The sequence below is a fragment of the Butyrivibrio sp. VCB2001 genome (genome assembly GCF_000423965.1).
Lineage (GTDB): Bacteria > Bacillota > Clostridia > Lachnospirales > Lachnospiraceae > Butyrivibrio.
In genome coordinates this window covers 171,335-192,267 of sequence record NZ_AUIZ01000005.1, presented here as the reverse complement: position 1 = coordinate 192,267, position 20,933 = coordinate 171,335, and the positions used below count along the sequence as shown (strand labels likewise).

At 46.3% G+C, this 20,933-nt stretch carries 19 protein-coding genes; 18 read left to right on the top strand and 1 reads right to left on the bottom strand.

Going from position 1 to position 20,933, the window contains the following annotated elements; all coding sequences use genetic code 11:
* The first annotated feature begins 19 nt into the window (after positions 1 to 19).
* The 13 genes from pth to thiI all read left to right on the top strand — a co-directional run bounded on the left by pth (position 20) and on the right by thiI (position 16,243).
* Complete coding sequence (pth, locus tag G589_RS0107935; protein WP_304412572.1) at positions 20 to 649, top strand: aminoacyl-tRNA hydrolase; 630 nt, start codon at positions 20 to 22, stop codon at positions 647 to 649.
* A complete protein-coding gene (gene mfd / locus G589_RS0107930) occupies positions 646 to 4,203 on the top strand; it encodes a transcription-repair coupling factor (protein WP_026521732.1) in 3,558 nt (1,185 codons plus the stop codon). The genes pth and mfd overlap by 4 nt, the downstream gene beginning before the upstream one ends.
* A gap of 103 nt (positions 4,204 to 4,306) precedes the next feature.
* A complete protein-coding gene (locus G589_RS0107925; protein ID WP_026521731.1) occupies positions 4,307 to 5,497 on the top strand; it encodes a pyridoxal phosphate-dependent aminotransferase in 1,191 nt (396 codons plus the stop codon).
* 21 nt (positions 5,498 to 5,518) lie between these two features.
* Positions 5,519 to 6,166: a phosphatase PAP2 family protein gene (locus G589_RS0107920; RefSeq protein WP_026521730.1), complete on the top strand. Its 648-nt coding sequence runs from the start codon at positions 5,519 to 5,521 to the stop codon at positions 6,164 to 6,166.
* 128 nt (positions 6,167 to 6,294) lie between these two features.
* Positions 6,295 to 6,861: a DUF6465 family protein gene (locus tag G589_RS0107915; RefSeq protein ID WP_051192253.1), complete on the top strand. Its 567-nt coding sequence runs from the start codon at positions 6,295 to 6,297 to the stop codon at positions 6,859 to 6,861.
* A 179-nt stretch (positions 6,862 to 7,040) separates the two neighbouring features.
* The gene (gene hrcA, locus G589_RS0107910) at positions 7,041 to 8,105 is read left to right on the top strand and encodes a heat-inducible transcriptional repressor HrcA (protein ID WP_026520045.1); all 1,065 of its coding nucleotides are present in this window, start codon (positions 7,041 to 7,043) and stop codon (positions 8,103 to 8,105) included.
* A gap of 30 nt (positions 8,106 to 8,135) precedes the next feature.
* Entirely contained in the window at positions 8,136 to 8,780 is a 645-nt protein-coding gene (grpE, locus tag G589_RS0107905) for a nucleotide exchange factor GrpE (protein ID WP_026520046.1), read from the top strand.
* Positions 8,781 to 8,825: 45 nt separating this feature from the next.
* A complete protein-coding gene (gene dnaK / locus G589_RS0107900) occupies positions 8,826 to 10,712 on the top strand; it encodes a molecular chaperone DnaK (RefSeq protein ID WP_022768034.1) in 1,887 nt (628 codons plus the stop codon).
* Positions 10,713 to 10,717: 5 nt separating this feature from the next.
* A complete protein-coding gene (gene dnaJ, locus G589_RS0107895; RefSeq protein ID WP_026521728.1) occupies positions 10,718 to 11,896 on the top strand; it encodes a molecular chaperone DnaJ in 1,179 nt (392 codons plus the stop codon).
* A 172-nt stretch (positions 11,897 to 12,068) separates the two neighbouring features.
* On the top strand, positions 12,069 to 13,106 hold the full coding sequence (prmA, locus tag G589_RS0107890; protein WP_026520048.1) for a 50S ribosomal protein L11 methyltransferase: 1,038 nt from the start codon (positions 12,069 to 12,071) through the stop codon (positions 13,104 to 13,106).
* Complete coding sequence (locus G589_RS0107885) at positions 13,106 to 13,864, top strand: RsmE family RNA methyltransferase (RefSeq protein ID WP_026521727.1); 759 nt, start codon at positions 13,106 to 13,108, stop codon at positions 13,862 to 13,864. Before prmA ends, G589_RS0107885 begins: the two co-directional genes overlap by 1 nt.
* 8 nt (positions 13,865 to 13,872) lie before the next feature.
* The gene (locus tag G589_RS0107880) at positions 13,873 to 15,030 is read left to right on the top strand and encodes a cysteine desulfurase family protein (RefSeq protein WP_026521726.1); all 1,158 of its coding nucleotides are present in this window, start codon (positions 13,873 to 13,875) and stop codon (positions 15,028 to 15,030) included.
* A gap of 10 nt (positions 15,031 to 15,040) precedes the next feature.
* Positions 15,041 to 16,243, top strand: coding sequence for a tRNA uracil 4-sulfurtransferase ThiI (gene thiI / locus G589_RS0107875; protein ID WP_026521725.1), 1,203 nt, complete (start codon positions 15,041 to 15,043; stop codon positions 16,241 to 16,243).
* Positions 16,244 to 16,324: 81 nt separating this feature from the next.
* Here the strand turns inward: thiI and G589_RS0107870 are convergent, their stop codons facing one another.
* On the bottom strand, positions 16,325 to 16,555 hold the full coding sequence (locus tag G589_RS0107870) for an HPr family phosphocarrier protein (protein WP_022766493.1): 231 nt from the start codon (positions 16,553 to 16,555) through the stop codon (positions 16,325 to 16,327).
* Positions 16,556 to 16,629: 74 nt separating this feature from the next.
* Between G589_RS0107870 and mtaB the strand changes: the two genes are divergently transcribed.
* From mtaB to G589_RS0107845, 5 genes are all read left to right on the top strand, one after another.
* Positions 16,630 to 17,979 carry a tRNA (N(6)-L-threonylcarbamoyladenosine(37)-C(2))-methylthiotransferase MtaB gene (gene mtaB / locus G589_RS0107865; protein WP_035775635.1) on the top strand — a complete coding sequence of 450 codons (1,350 nt, stop codon included), beginning with the start codon at positions 16,630 to 16,632 and terminating at the stop codon, positions 17,977 to 17,979.
* A gap of 229 nt (positions 17,980 to 18,208) precedes the next feature.
* Entirely contained in the window at positions 18,209 to 18,484 is a 276-nt protein-coding gene (locus G589_RS0107860; protein ID WP_022768041.1) for an IreB family regulatory phosphoprotein, read from the top strand.
* Positions 18,484 to 18,909, top strand: coding sequence for a Holliday junction resolvase RuvX (gene ruvX / locus G589_RS0107855; RefSeq protein ID WP_026521723.1), 426 nt, complete (start codon positions 18,484 to 18,486; stop codon positions 18,907 to 18,909). Before G589_RS0107860 ends, ruvX begins: the two co-directional genes overlap by 1 nt.
* Before the next feature lie 6 nt (positions 18,910 to 18,915).
* Positions 18,916 to 19,179 carry a DUF1292 domain-containing protein gene (locus G589_RS0107850; protein WP_022768043.1) on the top strand — a complete coding sequence of 88 codons (264 nt, stop codon included), beginning with the start codon at positions 18,916 to 18,918 and terminating at the stop codon, positions 19,177 to 19,179.
* A 59-nt stretch (positions 19,180 to 19,238) separates the two neighbouring features.
* The gene (locus tag G589_RS0107845; RefSeq protein WP_026521722.1) at positions 19,239 to 20,918 is read left to right on the top strand and encodes a ribonuclease J; all 1,680 of its coding nucleotides are present in this window, start codon (positions 19,239 to 19,241) and stop codon (positions 20,916 to 20,918) included.
* Positions 20,919 to 20,933: the final 15 nt, after the last annotated feature.

The following is a 20,933-nucleotide window of genomic DNA, read 5'->3' as shown; positions in this document are numbered from 1 at the left end:
ATTTATGCTGGGGGATGGGATGTTCGAATTTTTAAAGGCATTATTTGCAGGGAAGAATAAAGAGGAAGACGGCAATATGTTCGTTATAGTGGGACTTGGAAACCCGGAGAAGAAATATTTCGGAACCAGGCACAACGTGGGTTTTGATACCATTGATTACCTGTCCGATAAATATAACATAGGTCTTACAGAGACCAAGTTTAAGGCAGCCTACGGTAAGGGCAGGATAGGAAGCGAGAGAGTTATCCTCGTTAAGCCCCTGACCTACATGAACCTCAGTGGTGAGGCAGTGGCTCCTATCTGTAATTATTTCAAAATAGATTCAAAGACAAATCTTATCGTGATCTCCGACGATGTTGAGCTTGATGTGGGGAACCTAAGAGTTCGCCCCAAGGGAAGCGCCGGAGGACACAACGGGCTTAAGAACATCATAGCTCAGCTTGGGCACGATGAATTCTCAAGAGTCCGCATCGGAGTTGGCAAGAAACCCAAGCAGTGGGATATGGTGGACTGGGTCCTGGGACACTTTGAGGGAGAAGACGCCACTCTTATAAAAGAAAGTATTGAAAGAGCAGCCGAAGCTGTCGCCTGCATCATTGATGAAGGCACCGACAGCGCCATGAACAAATTCAACGGAAAAGTTAAATGAGAGCAATCACCACACCCCTTTCTGAGCTGAAGGAATTTAATGAAATAAATGAGTATCTTGAAAAGCCCTTTGCCTGCGCTGAAGTAACAGGCTGCGTTGACTCGCAGAAGCTCCACTTCATCGACGGGCTTGGTGCTGATTTCAAGTACAGGATCATTGTGACCTACTCTGACCTTCGGGCAAAAGAGATCTATGAGGATTACAAGTTTTACGACAGAAATGTCACAGTATATCCCGCCAAGGATCTGATCTTTTACCAGGCCGACGTTCACAGCAACGAGATCGCAAGGCAGAGAATCAGGTGCATGAGAAGGCTCATCGAGGGAAGACCCGTAACGGTGGTCACTACTTTTGCGGCCCTGATGACTCCGCAGATTAAGCCCGAAGTCATTAAGAATCACATTCTTTCTCTGGACAGACACAGTGCAATAGACGTTGTTGAGATCGGCAAAAAGCTAGTCACCATGGGCTATACCAGAAACTATCAGGTAGAAGCTCCCGGTGAGTTCTCAATCCGCGGAGATATCGTGGATGTCTTTGACCTGACAGAGGAAAATCCTTTCAGAATCGAGCTCTGGGGCGATGAGATCGACTCCATAAGAAGCTTTGACATTCTCTCCCAGAGATCACTTGAAAAGCTGGAGTCCGTGGATATCTACCCGGCCTCCGAGATCATCCTTGAGGATGAGGAGCTTGAAAAGGGATTTGAGAAGATTCAGGAAGATACAGATAAAGTCGTAAAAGCTCTAAGAGATGAGTTTAAGACTGCAGAAGCCCATCAGCTTAAGAAGCAGACTGAGGAGCTCAAGGAACAGCTCTTTGAACTAAAGGCAGCAGTCAATCTCGAGAGCTATATCAGATATTTCTATGAAGATACAGTCACCATCCAGGAGATGTTCCCCAAGGGCAAGAGCTGTATCTTTATCGACGAGCCACAGCGCGTTCAGGAACACGCCATGGCTGTTGAAGCGGAGTTCCGTGAGAGCATGACCCACAGAGCTGAAAAGGGTTACGTGCTTCCGGGACAGATGGACATTCTTTACCCCATAGACAACTGCATAGCAAGAATGGGTAACGGCAGGAGAGTCCTGGTGTCTGCGCTTGCAATGCCGGCTTCTCTAAATCTCTTTTCCCCGGAAAAGAGCTGGGACATTAAGGCAAGGAGTATCGCAGCCTATAACAACAGCTTCGATTCTCTGGTAAGCGACCTTAAGAATTATGCAAAGAGAGGCTACAAGGTGCTCATTCTCTCAGGCTCAAGAACAAGGGCAAAGAGAATAGTAGAGGACCTTCGCGACAACCTTGTCAGTGCCTTCTACAGTGAGGATCCGGGAAGGGTTCTGCAGCCCGGCGAGATCATGACCTACTACGGCAGGATAATGAAGGGCTTTGAGTATCCTGACATAAAGTTCGCAGTCATTGCGGAGAGTGATATCTTCACCGAGCACACAAGGAAGAAGAAAAAGAAAAAGAGCCAGTACAGCGGCGAGAAGATCTCCGACTTTGCTGACCTTAAGATAGGTGACTACGTTGTTCACGAGGACCATGGCCTTGGTATCTACAGAGGTATCGAGAAGATTGAAACCGACCACGTGGTCAAGGATTACATCAAGATTGAATATGGCGGTGGCGGAAATCTCTACGTTCTGGCTACAGGTCTTTCTGTCATCCAGAAGTACGCATCCGGCGGCGATGATGAGAACGCTCACAAGCCAAGGCTCAACAAGCTTGGAAGCGGCGACTGGAGCCACACCAAGAATAAGGTCAGAGCAGCAGTTGAAGAGGTGGCTCAGGATCTTGTGGAGCTCTATGCCAAGAGGCAGCAGGCTGTGGGCTTTGAGTTCGGAAAAGACACTGTATGGCAGCAGGAGTTTGAGGATGCCTTCCCTTATCAGGAGACAGAGGATCAGCTCACTGCCATCGACGATACCAAGAAAGATATGGAATCAAGCCGGATCATGGACAGACTTGTCTGCGGAGACGTTGGCTTTGGAAAGACAGAAGTGGCTATCCGCGCAGCTTTCAAGGCGGTTCAGGACGGCAAGCAGGTGGCGGTTTTAGTGCCCACAACTATCCTTGCTCAGCAGCACTACAACACCTTCTCCGAGAGAATGCGCGCATTCCCGGTGAGGGTTGATCTCATGTCCAGATTCAGGACACCGGCCGAGCAGAAAAAGACGGTTACAGACCTTAAGAAGGGCCTTGTTGACGTTGTCATCGGAACCCATAGGCTCTTGTCTAAGGATATTGAATACAAGGACCTTGGTCTTCTTATTGTTGATGAGGAACAGCGCTTTGGCGTAACCCACAAGGAAAAGATTAAGACCATGAAGGAGAATGTTGACGTACTGACGCTGACAGCTACTCCTATCCCCAGAACTCTTCACATGTCACTGGTTGGTATCAGAGACATGAGCGTTCTTGAGGAAGCGCCCAACGACAGACTTCCGATCCAGACCTATGTCATGGAGTACAACGACGAGCTGGTGAGAGAGGCCATTGTCAGAGAGCTCTCGAGAAACGGACAGGTTTACTATGTTTACAACAGAGTCAACACCATAGCTGACACAGCTGCCAGAATTCAGAAGCTTGTGCCGGAAGCCAATGTTGCCTTTGCTCACGGTCAGATGAAGGAATCGGAGCTTGAGAGGATCATGTACGACTTCATCGACGGAACCATAGATGTTCTTGTCTCTACTACTATTATTGAGACAGGACTTGATATCCCCAACGTTAACACCATGATCATACATGACTCGGATAAGATGGGACTTTCCCAGCTCTATCAGTTAAGGGGGCGTGTCGGAAGATCCAACAAGACTGCCTATGCCTTCCTTATGTATAAGAGAGACAAGATGCTCAAGGAAGTCGCGGAAAAGAGACTTGCAGCCATAAAGGAATTTACCGACCTGGGCAGTGGATTCAAGATCGCCATGAGGGACCTTGAAATCAGAGGCGCAGGAAATCTCCTTGGCAAAAAGCAGAGCGGACACATGGCAGCAGTAGGCTACGACCTCTACTGCAAGATGCTTGGTGAAGCGGTCAAGATCAGAAAGGGCGAGGATACCGAGGAAGTCCTTGATATGCCCGGCACAAGTATTGATCTTGATGTCAGCGCCTTTATTCCTGACAACTATATCTTAAACGAGGATCAGAAGCTTGAGATCTACAAGAGGATCGCAAGCATAGAGAACGGGGCAGAATGCGATGAGATGAAGGACGAGCTCATAGACAGATTCGGTGAAGTTCCCGAGACGGCGCTTAACCTTCTTCGAATATCTCTTTTACGTGCAAGGGCACACGAGCTCTACATCATGGAAGTAAAGGGCGGAAACGGCAGTATCGAGATCAAGATCAGCCCCAGCGCCAAGATAGATCCCGGAAAGATCCCGGGCTTTATCGCCTCCTACAAGGGAAACATGGCCTTCCACAGCACCGGCATTCCGGTATTTGTCTACAAGTACAAGAAGGATACCAACCCCACCAAGGCCGAGAAGCAGCTTCTTGAAGATGCCGAGACGCTTATTGAGAAGCTTGGAGACTTACGCGCATGATGACACTTTAATGATGTAAACTGTTAAACATTGTGCTATAATCATACAGATACTACGACTAAGTCTGTGAAAACAGCCATATATATATTTAGGAGGAACGGCTATGATAAACGAGCAATACAAGAGCATGCTGGGAGCCAAGTCAGTAATAAGAGAGCTTTCAGAATATGCAACTGCCAGGGGAAAAGAAGTAGGATACGAGAACGTATTTGATTTCAGTCTGGGAAATCCGAGCGTGGAAGTTCCCAAGGAGTTTACAGATGAGATGATCAGACTCCTTCAGGAAGAGGATACCATGACACTTCATGGCTATACACCCAGTCTTGGAAACCCTCTTTATAAAGAAGAGATAGCAAAATCTTTGAATCAGAGATTCGGAATGAATTATGGTCCGGAGCACATCTTCCCTACAACCGGGGCAGCAGGTGCTGTTGCGCATGCAGTAAGAGCAGTGACCAAGCCCGGGGATGAGATGATTGCTTTTGCACCATACTTCCCTGAGTACGGCCCATACATCACAGGCGCAGGCTGTAAGCTCAGTGTAGTTCCGGCAGATACAAGCTCTTTTCAGATCAACTTCGATAAGTTCCTGGAGATGATAAATGAGAACGTGGCAGCAGTTCTTGTAAACACACCTAACAATCCGTCAGGTATCGCATATTCAACTGCTACACTTCAGAGACTTGCTGATATTTTAAGAGAGAAGTCAAAAGAGTATGGTCACAACATTTTCCTTCTCTCAGATGAGCCTTACAGAGAGATCGTGTTCAAGGGTGCTGATTCACCTTATGTTTCAAAGTTCTACGATCACACCTTAAGCTGCTATTCATTCTCCAAGTCACTCTCACTTCCCGGAGAGCGTATCGGATACGTTGCAGTTAATCCTGCCTGCGAGGGTGCGGATGTCATCGTTCCCATGTGCGGGCAGATTTCAAGAGGCACAGGACACAACTGTCCTCCTTCAATAATCCAGCAGGCTGTTGCCAAGGTATGTTCACTTACAGCAGATCTCTCAGTTTATGAGACCAACATGAACATCATCTACGACACACTTGTTGAGCTTGGCTTTACAGTAGTTAAGCCCGGCGGAACCTTTTATATAATGCCCAAGGCACTGGAAGAGGATTCAGTAGCATTTTGTAAAAAAGCTTTAAAGTACGATCTGGTATTTGTTCCGGCTGACGGCTTCGGAGCACCCGGGTTCTTCAGAATGGCTTACTGCATCGATACCGAAAAGGTTGAGAGAGCAATGGTTGCCCTCAGAAAATTTGTTAAAGAGGAATATGGCAAGTAATGCCGAAAGGGGATGTTTAAATTGAAGTTTGAGAAAAATTCATCGACAAAGCCGATATGTCTTTTACTGGTTACTGTGATATTCTCGGTTCTCACAGCATTTGTGGACAAAGCGGCCATAGGTCCGGAAGGCACATCCGTTGGTTTTTCTTCATTAAACGGAGCTGTTGCAAATCTTCTGGGATATAATGAAATGTTTGACAAAATATCTGATCTGGTGATGGTGCTGGCGTTTTTGGTGGTTGCATTCTTCGCTTTTATGGGCGTTGTAAGACTTGTGCAGACAAAGAGCATTTCCGAAGTGGGAAAGATCATCCTTGGACTTGGAATGCTTTATCTGGTGGTTGCGATCATCTATGTTGCTTTCAGTAAGATCCCGATCAACTACAGACCGATCATTCCGCCCGGAGAGACTGAGCTTGAGACCTCGTATCCATCAAGCCATGTACTGATCATCTGCAGCGTCTTCGGAAGTGCCATCATCGCGTGGAAAAGACTCTTTGCCGAAAAGAGCTATGTCAGAATACTGACTGTTGCTGCTGCGGTGCTGATGGTAGTCGGAGTATGCGCAAGAATGCTGGCCGGAGTGCATTGGGCCACCGATATACTCGCGGGAATACTGTTTTCCCTGACACTGGTTTCTGTTTATGCCGCATATATCAAGGATTAAAAGTCCTTAAAACTTTGTAAATGCGTTGACAACGCAGAATAATGAGTGTAAACTCTATTTCGTAATCGCTTTATTGTTTTAACGAGCTACAACAAATCAGACAATGATTTTGAGGAGGAAATGTAAAAATGGCAGAGATCAAGAAGACTGATGCAGCTGAGAAGCCTGTTGCAACAATCAAGACACCTGTAGCTGCAGAAGTTAAGGCAGCAGAAGTTAAGGCAGCTCCTGCAAAGGCAGAAGAGAAGAAGGCACCTGCAAAGAAGGCTACAGCAGCTAAGAAGCCTGCAGCAAAGAAGGCAGCACCTGCTAAGAAGGCTGAGCCTAAGAAGGCAGCTGAGAAGACTGAGGCTAAGAAGCCTGCAGCTAAGAAAGCTACTACAACCAAGAAGGCTGAGACAAAGAAAGCAGCACCTGCAAAGAAGGCAGCACCTGCTAAGAAAGCTACAGCAGCTAAGAAGCCTGCAGCTAAGAAGGCAGCAGCAACAACAGAAGTTAAGACTAACATCGTTCTTCAGTATGGTGACAGAAACGTTACATACGATACAATCGTTACAAACGCTAAGAACAACTACAAGTACGATATGGGCGGAGATGTAGACGCTATGAAGAAGCTCAGCGTTTATGTAAAGCCTGAAGAGAATGCAGCTTACTACGTTGTTGATGACAAGGTACAGGGCAGAATCGATCTTTGATCATTCTCTTATATAATGAGACTACAGACAGCAGACACTTTCAGTGCCTGCTGTTTTTTTATCCATATTTAACATTTAGAAGGTTGACATTAGTTCCCGCGAGTGATATTTTATGTTACAGAGAAGATGTTAGCACTCGAATGAGTTGAGTGCTAACAACTCAAAACAAAAGCCTTTCAATGAAATCCGGAGACAGAGGAAGGGGTACAGACTTGGAACTTGATGAGAGAAAGAGAACCATACTACATGCAATAGTAAGGAACTACCTTGAGACAGGAGAGCCTGTCGGATCAAGGACTATTTCCAAGGATACTGATCTTAACTTGAGTTCAGCCACCATCAGAAATGAGATGGCAGATCTTGAGGAGATGGGACTTATAATTCAGCCCCACACTTCTGCGGGAAGAATTCCTTCCGACCAGGGCTACAGAGTCTATGTAGATGAGATGCTCAGGGACAAGGAACAGGAAGTTGAGAACATGAAGGAGATGCTTCTTGATAAGGAAGAGAAGCTTGAGAACCTCCTTAAGCAGGTGGCCAAGACCCTTGCGGTTGATACCAACTACGCCACAATGATCTCAGCACCTCAGATCCGCAAGAACAAGCTCAAGTTCATCCAGATTTCCAAGGTTGATGCAGAGCACCTTCTGGCGACCATCGTCATAGAAGGAAACGTCATTAAGAACAAGATCATTCCTGTTGAAGAGGAACTTGATGACGCAACAATGCTCAAGCTTAACATTCTCATGAATACAAGGCTGGACGGACTTGCTGTAGAGGACATTAACCTTGGACTTATCGCAGCAGTCAAGCAGGAAGCCGGAATTCACAGTGAGATCATCGGAAACGTCATCGATGCAGCTGCAGAATCAATAACAGCAGATGACGACCTTCAGATATATACCAGCGGTACGATGAACTTCTTTAAGTATCCTGAGCTTACGGATTCGGCCAAGGCCAGCGAGCTCATCAGCACCTTTGAGGATACCAAGGACCTTTCGAGTATCGTTGAGGACACACTCTCCTCTGACCATGAAGAGACCGGAATCCAGGTCTACATCGGAAACGAGACACCGATCCAGTCCATGAAGGACTGCAGCGTTGTTACCGCAACGTACGAGCTTGGTGATGGCATGAAGGGTACCGTAGGAATCATCGGACCCAAGAGAATGGATTACGACAAGGTTATAACGACGCTTAAGAATATGCGTCATGCACTTGATGATCTATATAAAAGGGATTAGATCCCATAAGCTTTAAGGAGGCAATTTGAATTGAGCGAAGATAAGAAGAAGGCTTCTTCCAAGGCTAAATCAGCTGAGGAAAAGAAAAAAGAAGAAGTTCTTGAGAACATCATGGAAGAACTTGAAGAGGAAGCCAAAGAGAAAGAAACAGCACAGACACCTGATTCACAGGAGGAAAAAGATGATGCTGAAAAAGAGGCTACTGTAGAAAAAGAAGAGAATAAAAAAGAAAAGAAGAATCCGCTTCAGGAAAAGATCGATGAACTTAACGACAAAGTCCTGAGACAGATGGCGGAGTTTGAGAACTTCAGGAAGAGAACCGACAAAGAGAAATCACAGCAGTTCGAACTTGGTCAGGGCAATGTCCTTGAGAAGCTCCTTCCTGTAGTAGATAACTTTGAAAGAGGTCTTGCAGCAGTTCCCGAGGCTGAGAAAGACGGAGCTTTTGCAGACGGCATGAACAAGATTTACAAGCAGCTCATCAAGCAGCTTGAAGATCTCGGAGTAACCCCAATAGAAGCGGTTGGAAAAGAGTTTGATCCAAACCTCCACAATGCAGTAATGCAGGTGGAATCCCAGGAATACGAATCCGGAATCGTTGCCCAGGAGCTTCAGAAGGGATACATGTTCCATGATACAGTGCTCAGACACAGCATGGTGGCTGTAGCACAATAACTTAGTAAATACAGAATCTTATTATAATAAACGGAGGAAAAAGAAATGAGTAAGATTATTGGTATCGACCTTGGTACAACTAATAGCTGCGTAGCAGTTATGGAAGGTGGTAAGCCCACCGTTATCGCTAACGCAGAAGGCGCTAGAACAACACCTTCAATCGTTGCTTTCACAAAGAACGGCGAGAGAATCGTCGGCGAGCCTGCTAAGCGTCAGGCAGTAACAAATGCTGAGAACACAATCTCATCAATCAAGAGAGATATGGGTACAGATCACGGCCGTACAATCGACGGCAAGAAGTATTCACCTCAGCAGATTTCAGCTATGATCCTTCAGAAGCTGAAGGCTGATGCAGAACAGTATCTCGGCGAAAAGGTTACAGAGGCAGTTATCACAGTTCCTGCTTACTTCAATGATGCTCAGCGTCAGGCTACTAAGGACGCAGGTAAGATTGCAGGTCTTGAGGTAAAGAGAATCATCAACGAGCCTACAGCAGCAGCTCTGGCTTACGGTCTTGATAACGAGAAAGAGCAGAAGATCATGGTTTACGACCTTGGTGGTGGTACATTCGATGTATCAATCATCGATATCGGTGACGGTGTTATCGAAGTTCTTTCAACAAACGGTGATACACACCTCGGTGGTGATGACTTCGACCAGGCAATCATCAACTGGATGGTTCAGGATTTCAAGAACAAAGAGGGCGTTGACCTCTCAGGCGATAAGATGGCTATGCAGAGACTTAAGGAAGCTGCAGAGAAGGCTAAGAAGGAGCTCTCTTCTTCAACAACAACCAACATCAACCTTCCTTTCATCTCAGCAGGCGCTGATGGCCCTAAGCACTTCGATGTAGATCTCACAAGAGCTAAATTCGAAGAGCTCATCCACGATCTTGTAGAGAGAACAGCTATCCCTGTTCAGAACGCTATGAAGGATGCAGGACTTACAAACGCAGATATCGGTAAGGTTCTCCTTGTTGGTGGATCAACTCGTGTTCCTTGCGTAGTAGAGAAGGTTAAACAGCTCACAGGCCAGGAGCCAAGTAAGAACCTCAACCCTGATGAGTGCGTAGCAATCGGTGCTGGTATCCAGGGCGGTAAGCTTGCAGGTGATGAGGGCGCAGGTGATATCCTTCTTCTTGATGTAACACCTCTTTCACTTTCAATCGAGACAATGGGTGGTGTTGCTACAAGACTTATCGAGCGTAACACAACAATTCCTACCAAGAAGAGCCAGGTATTCTCAACAGCTGCTGATAACCAGACAGCCGTAGATATCAACGTACTTCAGGGTGAGAGACAGTTCGCTAAGGATAACAAGTCACTTGGACAGTTCAGACTTGATGGAATCCCTCCGGCAATGAGAGGTGTTCCTCAGATCGAGGTTACATTCGATATCGATGCAAACGGTATCGTTAACGTATCAGCTAAAGACCTTGGAACAGGCAAGGAGCAGCACATCACAATCACAGCCGGTTCTAACATGTCTGATGAGGATATCGATAAGGCAGTTAAAGAGGCTCAGGAGTATGAGGCTCAGGACAAGAAGCGTAAGGAAGGCATCGATGCAAGAAACGACGCTGACTCCTTCGTATTCCAGACAGAGAAGGCTCTTCAGGAAGTTGGCGACAAGATCGACGCTTCTCAGAAGCAGGTAGTTGAGGATGATATCAAGGCTCTCAAGGAAACACTTGAGCAGACCAAGGATAAAGAGCTTTCAGACTCAGAGATCGATTCTCTTAAGAGCCAGAAGGAGAAGCTCATGAACGATGCTCAGGCACTCTTTGCTAAGATGTATGAGAACGTTCAGGGAGCAGCAGGTGCTGCAGGTGCAGGCCCTGATATGGGTGCCGGCGCAGGTCCTGATATGAACGCAGGAAGCACATCTTCAAACGATGATAATGTAGTTGATGGAGATTACAGAGAGGTCTGAGTTAAATGGCGGAACAGAAACGCGACTATTATGAGGTCCTGGGCGTTGGTAAGAATGCCACTGAGGACGAAATAAAGAAAGCATACAGAGTGCTTGCCAAGAAGTATCACCCGGATATGAATCCGGGTGATGCGACTGCAGCCGACAAGTTCAAGGAAGCATCCGAAGCTTATGCGGTACTTTCTGACCCTGAGAAGAAGCGTCAGTATGACCAGTTCGGACATGCGGCCTTTGAGGGCGGCGGTAATCCCTTCAGTGGTGGATTCGACTTTAACGGTGCAGACTTTGGCGACATCTTTGGTGATATATTCGGTGACTTCTTCGGAGGCGGACGTGCAAGAGGCGGCGCAAGAAGTGGCCCTTCAAAGGGTGCCAATCTTCGTGCAAGCGTGCGCATAACCTTCCTTGAGGCTGTATTTGGTTGTGAGAAAGAGCTTGAGCTCACCATCAAGGATCCATGTCCGACATGTCATGGAACCGGAGCTAAGCCGGGAACATCACCACAGACATGTACCAAGTGCGGCGGTAAGGGACAGATTGTATATACACAGCAGTCCTTCTTTGGCACTGTAAGAAACGTTCAGACATGTCCTGAATGTGGCGGTACAGGTAAGGTCATCAAAGAGAAGTGTGCCGACTGTCACGGAACCGGATACATTGCAAGTCGCAAGAAGATCAAGGTTACAATTCCTGCCGGCATTGATAACGGCCAGAGTGTAAGAATAAGAGAAAAGGGTGAACCCGGAGTCAACGGCGGACCAAGAGGAGACCTTCTTGTTGAGGTTGTTGTATCTGAGCATCCTATTTTCCAGAGAGACGGTTACAACGTTTATTCAATGGTTCCTGTATCCTTTGCTATTGCAGCACTGGGCGGAACAGTTCTTATAGATACTGTCGACGGTAAGGTGGCTTATGATGTTAAGGCCGGAACCCAGACAGACACAAGAGTAAGACTTCGCGGAAAGGGTATCCCATCCCTTAGAGACAAGGAGCAGAGAGGTGACCACTACGTAACACTTGTGGTACAGGTTCCTGAGAAACTCTCCAAGGAAGCTAAGGACCTTCTTAAGAAGTTCGATGAAAAGACAGGCGATTCTCTTACAGCAGCTGAGAGACTCATGGGTAATGAAGATAGTGGCTCAGGAGCCTCGGGCAGCAAAAAGAAAAAGAAATTTTGGGAATGATCGCGTGAATTGTAGATAAGCAGCTGCATCGGAATATGCGGCATGCAAACATGTTTGCTAATGCCGACATATTTCGATGCAGATATTTGTCGAAAGACGTGTGCTTCGAAAATGCTTGCATTTTCGAAGATGCTTATCTACAATTCTTTTTGTTATATAAGGAGATTTTATTATGAAATGGATGCGTTTCCGTGTAAGAACAAATGAAGAGTCAGAGGATATTATTGTAAGTTACCTTGAGGACATCGGACTTGAGGGAGCACAGATCGAGGACAATGCACCTTTATCTGCAGCAGACAAGGAGCAGATGTTCATCGATGCACCTGAACTTGAGCCGGACGAGACAGAAAACGGCATCGAGAGCGGAGTTGCTTATCTTAGCTTTTTTGTTGAGATAGATGATGACAACATGCTTACTGTTGAACTTCCAAATGATGAGGGAGAGATAGAGAAAGTTAAAAAGACTCCTGAGGAGATGCAGGCAGCCATCAGAGAGAAGCTCGATGAACTTAAGTCTTTTTCTGATATAGGCGACGGCACAATATCCGTCGATGTCACTGAGGATATAGACTGGATCAATAACTGGAAACAGTACTTTCATAAATTCTATATTGATGATATACTTGTAATTCCATCCTGGGAGAAAGAGAGCGCAGAGGACGAAGGAAAGGCTAACATGGTCCTTCACATCGATCCCGGAACAGCTTTCGGTACAGGTATGCATGAGACAACACAGCTCTGCATCAGGATGCTCAAGAAATATGTGACTGCGGACACAGAGCTTTTGGATGTAGGAACAGGAAGCGGAGTTCTTTCAATCCTTGCCCTTATGTTCGGAGCAAAGCACGCTGTGGGAACAGACCTTGATAAATGCGCAGTTCCTGCGGTAAAAGAAAATATGGAGAACAATGGTATTTCTGCCGATAAGTTTGACATGATGATCGGCAATATCATTGACGATAAAGAAGTCCAGGACAAGGTTGGATACGATAAGTATGACATCGTTGTCGCAAACATCCTGGCAAACGTACTGGTTCCTTTGACACCGGTCATCCTTAACCAGCTTAAGAGCGGCGGAATCTACATCACTTCAGGTATCATCAACACCAAGGAAGAGGAAGTAAAGAAGGCGCATCTTGATGCAGGTCTTGAGATCCTCGAGATCCATCATCAGGGAGACTGGGTTTCAATCACATCGAGGAAAAACTGATGTTTCATTTCTTTGTAGACAGCTGTCAGGTAAGTCCTGACCTCAAGAAGGTTGAGATAACAGGCAGCGATTACAACCACATAGTAAACGTCCTTCGCATGAAGGTGGGAGAGCAGTTCTCCGTAAGCATCAGAGAAGAGGATGAAGGGCGAGAGCTCTTTTACGAGATAGAAGAGATAAGGGATTCATCCGTTATCGGCAATCTGTGCTTTATCGAAGAGCTTGGGAACGAGCTGCCCTCTAAGATATATCTTTTCCAGGGGCTTCCCAAGGTTGATAAGATGGAGCTCATCATCCAGAAGGCGGTCGAACTTGGAGCCTTTAAGATAGTACCCATGAAGACCAAGAGGTGCGTCGTTAAGATCGATGAGAAGAAGGCCCCTGCCAAGATAAAGAGATGGCAGGCAATTTCCGAGGCTGCTGCCAAGCAGAGTAAGCGTGGCATCATACCGGAAGTTTTAATGCCCATGACCATGAAGCAGGCCATAGAGTACTGTGGGAGCGAAGGCATTGAAGTGCGCCTTATTCCCTACGAGAATGCAAAAGACATATCGGTGACCAGACAGATTATTGATGAAATTAAACCCGGCCAGAATATAGCTCTTTTCATCGGACCCGAAGGGGGATTTTCTGAGGAAGAGATAGCGCTGTGCTCAGAGAATAACATAAAGCCCATTACACTGGGCAAGAGGATTCTGCGCACAGAGACAGCCGGATTTACAGCAATAGCATGGCTTATGTATCACCTTGAAAGCTGAGAAATAAAATGAGAGCATATTTAGATAATTCAGCCACCACCAGAGCTTATGACGAAGTAGCACAGCTGGTGGCCAGGATAATGACAGAAGAATACGGAAACGCTTCAAGCGTCCATCACATGGGCGTGGTTTCCGGCAACAGACTCTTTAGTGCAAGAGAGACTATAGCGGATACTTTGAAGGTTGATCCTTCTGAGATAGTATTTACCTCCGGAGGAACAGAGTCCGACAACACAGCGATAATCGGAGCTGCCAGAGCCAATGCCTGGAGAGGTAAGCACATCATAACAACTTCCATTGAGCATCCGGCTGTTTTGGAGAGCTGCCAGGAGCTGGTCAAGGAAGGATTTGAGGTGACCTATCTTCCTGTTGATGAGACAGGAGTTGTAAGGCATGAAGACCTTAAGGACGCCATAAGAGAAGATACCATCCTGGTGTCCATGATGTTTGTGAACAATGAGATCGGCGCAGTTGAACCGATTGCTGAGGCCGGCAAGCTCATTAAATCTATAAATGAACAGATAGTATTTCACGTAGATGCTGTGCAGGCCTACGGCAAATTCAGGATAAGACCCAAGTCCATGAACATCGATCTTTTGGCTGTCAGCGCCCACAAGATCCACGGACCAAAGGGTGTGGGCTTTTTGTACATCAAAAAGGGTACAAAAATTGTCCCCATCTGCTACGGCGGAGGCCAGCAAAAGGGCATGAGATCGGGAACCGAGAACGTCCCGGGAATCGCGGGAATGGCTCTTGCTGCGCAGATGTGCTACGATGATTTTGATAAAAAAATAAGCGCTCTCTACGAGCTCAAGAAATACCTGATGGAGAGCCTTACTGAGAGGATTTCCGACATAAGGCTTAACGGCCCTGAGTGCGAGAAGGGAGCTCCGCATATTGTGAGTGTCTCAATAAAGGGACTGGCAGCGGAGACTGTTCTTAACATGCTCAGCAGCAAGGAGATTTACGTCTCAGCCGGAAGTGCATGTACTTCCAACAATCCACACGTTTCGGACACACTAAAGGCTATAGGGCTTGATAAGAGTCTTTTGGAATCAACCATCCGTATAAGTATGTCCACACAGACAACCAAAGAGGAGATCGACTACCTTCTGGACGTCCTCTCTTCACAGGTAGAAACCATGAGAAAGTTTTACAGGCATTAAGGAGAATAATATGCAGTACCATGCTTTTGTTATCAAATACGCAGAGATAGGAGTTAAGGGCAAGAACAGATACATCTTTGAGGATGCACTTGTTAAGCAGATCAAAAGAGTTCTTGCAAAGTGCGACGGAGAGTTCAAGATCTCAAAGGTTGCAGGAAGAGTATACGTTGAGGCCACAGGCTTTGATTTTGACGAGACTGTTTCCGCACTTCAGAGAGTTTTTGGAATAACCGGAATCTGTCCTGCTGTGACAATAGAAAGAGACGGGGAGAACAACCTTCCGGATGTAGACGGAGTGTGCAAGGCGGTTGTTGACTTCGTTGACGGAGTATACCCGGACAAGAATCGTACCTTCAAGGTTAAGTGCAGAAGAGTTGATAAGAGCTATCCTATGGACTCAATGGAGATGGCAGCTGAGATCGGCGGCAGAATCCTTGATGCTTACCCGGAGATGAAGGTTGACGTGCATGACCCTCAGATCCTTATAAATGTTGAGATCCGTGAGAAACTCAACATCTTCTCTGAGATCATCTCCGGACCCGGAGGTATGCCCATCGGTACAGCAGGAAAGGCAATGCTTCTTCTTTCAGGCGGAATCGATTCACCTGTTGCAGGCTACATGATTGCCAAGAGAGGCGTTGATATGGAGGCTGTTTACTTCAATGCTCCTCCATACACCAGTGAGATGGCCAAGCAGAAGGTTGTCGACCTGGCAGGTGTCATCGCCAAGTATACAGGTAACATCAAGCTTCACGTGATCAACTTTACTGATATTCAGATGTACATATATGAGAAGTGCCCACACGACGAGCTTACCATCATCATGAGAAGATACATGATGAAGATCGCAGATATCCTTGCAGCAAGATCCGGATGCATGGGACTTGTAACCGGTGAGAGCATCGGACAGGTAGCATCCCAGACTATGCAGAGCCTTATGTGTACAGGTGAGGTGGTAAAAGACATGCCGGTTTACAGGCCGCTTATTGCCTTCGATAAACAGGATATCGTAGACATCTCAGTTAAGATTGATGCCTATGAGACATCTATCCTTCCTTACGAGGACTGCTGCACTATCTTTGTTGCCAAGCACCCTGTAACAAAGCCAAGGCTTGATATTATTGAAAGACACGAGGAGGACCTCTCAGAGAAGATCGATGAGCTGGTTCAGATCGCGCTTGATACTGATGAGGTTATTGAGATAAAGAAATAAAGCGGTATTAATGCAAAAAAAGACCATCCCAAATTGGGATGGTCTGTAATAATCTTCTTAAGAAGATCTAATCAAAATTGATTAGACCATGTAGGGCTTGAGAACCTCAAGGATCTCTTCAGCGCCGTCTTCTGCATGGATATTAAGGTCGATCGGCTTTGAAAGATCGAGTGAGAAAATACCCATAATAGACTTAGCATCGATAACATATCTTCCTGATACAAGGTCGAAGTCATAATCGAACTTCGTAATATCGTTTACGAAAGATTTTACCTTATCGATGGAATTTAAAGAAATCTTAACTGTCTTCATTGGTCAAGTACCTCCTTCTTTTCTTTATAGTAAACGTATGATTGTCAAAAGTCAATGAGGTTTTCAACATAAAAATGAATAAGATTAGTGGTTTGAAGGTTGCAATGCACAACCTTGGTTGCAAAGTTAATAGTTATGAGATGGATGTAATGGGGCAAAAGCTGTCTGCTGCAGGCTGTGAAATCGTGCCATTTACTGATGTTGCGGATGTTTACATCATCAACACCTGCACCGTTACCAACATCGCCGACAGAAAATCAAGACAGATGCTCCACAAGGCAAAAAAAGAAAATCCGGGCGCTGTGGTTGTTGCTGTCGGATGCTACGTTGAGACAGGAATGGACGGCGTCAAGAAGGATGAATGCATAGATCTTGCAATCGGAAACAACAAAAAGTCTGAGATCGTGAGCATCCTTGAGGAGTTCATGGCGGCAAGAGAAGGCTCTTTTGACAAGACCATGGGCGGAAAGAGCGTCATAGACATAAATGCCACACACGAATATGAGAACATGAGGCTCTCAGACCTTCCTGAGCACACAAGGGCTTACATCAAGGTTCAGGATGGCTGCAATCAGTTCTGCAGCTACTGCGTAATTCCTTATGCGAGAGGAAGGGTCAGAAGCCGTGATATGGAGGATGTTCTCTCTGAGATAAAAGACCTTTCGGCTAAAGGCCTGAAAGAGGTAGTAATAACAGGTATTCATGTAGGCTCTTACGGCGTTGATAAAGGCGAGCCTCAGCTTATAGACCTTCTTGAGAAGGTAAATGAAATAGAGGGCATAGAGAGGATCCGTATGGGCTCAATTGAGCCAAGGCTCATGTCTGCTGAGAATGTTGAGAGGCTTGCAAGGATCAGTAAGCTCTGTCCTCATTTCCACTTATCTCTCCAGAGCGGATGCAACTCAGTGCTCAAGAGAATGAACAGACATTACACTGCCGAAGAGTATATGGAGTCGGTAGGTCTTTTGCGCAAGGCATTTGACAGACCTGCCATTACCACTGATGTTATCGTTGGCTTCCCGGGTGAGACTGAGGAAGAGTTTGAGGAGTGCAGGAAATTTGCTGAGGACATCGCGTTCTATGAGATGCATGTCTTTAAGTATTCACCAAGAAAGGGTACCGTGGCAGCAGGCCTTCCCGACCAGCTCACCGACAGGCAGAAGTCTGCAAGAAGCGATGTGCTGATCGAACTTACAGAGAGAGACTCAAAGGCCTACAGAGAGTCTTTTATCGGAGAAGAGCTTAAGGTCCTCTGGGAGGATGAAGAGGAGCACGGCGGCGCCAATTACATGATAGGGCACACTGACAGATATGTCAGAGTCGCCGTAAAAGAGGGGACAGACGCCTACAAAGAGGCTGTATCCGGCGAGATCACAAGCGTTGTGCCAAGCGGAATGTTGAACGACGAGACGCTTCTGGTTTGAGTTGTTGGGGAGTCAGTGGGAGTCAGTGGGGACGGTTCTCTTTGACTCCCTTTGTTTGGGAATTTTATCGCTCTTAATTATCTAACAAGGGAGTCAAAGAGAACCGTCCCCACTGACTCCCATTTGAACAAATGCAAATGGTTTGGTATCATTATATTGGTATATTGTTTAGTTGAAGGATTATAAGAGGGAAGACTCCCTCACAAAATATAAGAATGGAGAAAAAATAATGGCAGATCAGGATTTAGGAAATACCCAATTTTTCAAAGTTGAAGTAGAGCCTGAGACAGGCGTTAAAAAGGTACTTTCAGTAGTTTATGATGCACTTCTTGAGAAGGGCTACAACCCTGTTAACCAGATCGTTGGTTACATCATGTCCGGAGACCCTACATACATCACAAGCCACAAGGGTGCAAGAAGCCTTATCATGAAGGTTGAGAGAGACGAACTCGTTGAGGAGATGCTCACAGAGTACATCAAGAGCAACGATTGGGCCAAGAAATAATGAGGATCATGGGACTTGATTACGGGTCCAAGACTGTGGGAGTGGCGATCAGCGACGAGCTTTTGCTAACTGCCCAGGGCAAAGAAATTATCCGTAGAAAAGAAGAAAATAAACTTAGAAGAACTCTTGCGCGCATAGAAGAACTCATTCAGGAGTACGGGGTGGAGAAGGTTGTTGTGGGATTGCCCCTGAATATGGATGAGTCGGTCTCTGAGCGCTCTAAGTTATGCCTGGAATTTGCAGACAGGATTGAGAGAAGAACAGGACTACCTGTGGAGATGCTGGATGAGCGCCTTACAACAGTTGAGGCGGATGAGATAATGGATGAAGCCGGCATCAAGGGGAAAGACAGAAAAGAATACGTTGATATGATTGCAGCCCAGATAATTCTTCAGGACTATCTGGACAACAGAATGAAAAGGTGATTTATTTTGGAAAAGATTTTATTCAGCCCCGATGGAGAAGATGCAGTAGAGTTTTACTGTCTTGAACAGACCACAATAGGTGGCAAGACATATCTACTGGTCACAGATGAAGAAGATGGTGACGGAGAGGCGCTTATACTGCGCGACGACTCCGATTTAAAAGATGAAGAGGCAGTTTATGTTATCGTGGATGACGACCTGGAGCTTGAAGCAGTTGCAGGTGTATTTAGTAAGCTGCTTTCTGAGGATGGCATAGATCTGGATATTTAACGGGCAAGAGGTTTATATCCTATTCTGTGCGTCCGCCAAATTTATATGGAGGAATTATATTGAGCAAAAAGAAAACTGAAAACACGTCCAAGCTGCAGGTTATACCGTTAGGTGGCCTTGAGCAGATTGGAATGAACATCACTGCCTTCAGATACGAAGACAGTATTATTGTAGTGGATTGCGGATTGTCTTTTCCCGACGATGACATGCTGGGAATCGATCTTGTAATCCCTGACATCACTTATCTGCAGGAGAATATTGACAAGGTAAAGGGCTTTGTAATTACCCACGGACATGAGGATCACATCGGTGCGCTTCCTTATGTTCTTCATGAGCTCAACGTGCCGGTTTACGCAACACGCCTTACCATGGGCATTATCGAGCACAAGCTCGAAGAGCACGGCCTTCTTAAAAAGACCCGCAGAAAGGTTGTAAAGTTTGGACAGTCCATAAACCTTGGACAGTTCAGGGTTGAGTTCATAAGAACAAACCACTCCATCGTTGATGCAGCAGCTCTTGCTATTTATTCACCGGCAGGAACCGTTGTGCACACAGGAGACTTTAAGGTTGACTATACACCTGTATACGGAGATCCAATCGATCTTCAGCGCTTTGCTGAGATTGGTAAAAAAGGCGTTCTCGCCCTTATGTGTGATTCGACAAATGCTGAGCGCCCCGGATTTACAGCTTCCGAGAAGACTGTAGGAAGAGCTCTTGATAACCTGTTTGCGGATCACGAGAACTCCAGGATCATCGTTGCTACCTTTGCATCCAACGTTGACAGAGTTCAGCAGATCATAAACACTGCCCACAAGTGCGGCCGTAAGGTTGCTGTGGAAGGCAGGAGTATGGTCAGTATCATTGATATCGCCCAGAAGCTTGAGTGCATCCAGATCCCTGAGAACACTCTTGTAGATATTGATCAGATCAAGAACTTCCCTGACAGCAAGACTACCATCATCACAACAGGAAGCCAGGGAGAGAGTATGGCTGCCCTTAGCCGTATGGCCAACGGTCAGCACAGAAAGATCACTATAGGTGCCGGAGATACAGTTATTTTCTCATCTCATCCGATTCCGGGTAACGAGAAGGCTGTAACCAACATCATCAACGAGCTTCAGATGAAGGGAGCAGAGGTTATCTTCCAGGATGTGCACGTTTCAGGACACGCATGTCAGGAGGATATCAAGCTCATCTACACACTTGTTAAGCCTAAATATTCCGTGCCTGTTCACGGTGAGTACAGACATCTCATAGCTCAGAGAAGGATTGCAAAAGACCTTGGAATCCCCAAGGAGAATATCTTTATCCTTCACTCAGGCGAGATCCTTGAGCTTTCAGAGGACAGCGCCAAGGTGGCAGGCAAGGTTCCTGTGGGAGCAATCCTTGTTGACGGCCTTGGTGTCGGCGATGTAGGAAATGTTGTCCTCAGAGATAGACAGCATCTTGCAGAAGATGGTATTGTAATTGTTGTGTTTGGAATCGACAAGGACAGTGCTCAGCTTGTATCAGGCCCGAGCATTGTTTCAAGAGGTTTTGTATATGTAAGGGAGTCCGACAAACTCATTGAGGATGCGACGGACATGGTTTACGACGACGTTACGGAGGCGCTTGAGAAGGGCATTACCGACTGGACCAAGCTCAAGAACATCGTCAAGGATACCCTTAGCGATTACATCTGGAAAAAGACAAAGAGAAGGCCAATGATCATGCCGATCATTATGGATACACATTTCTAAGGCCTTCGGGGAGTT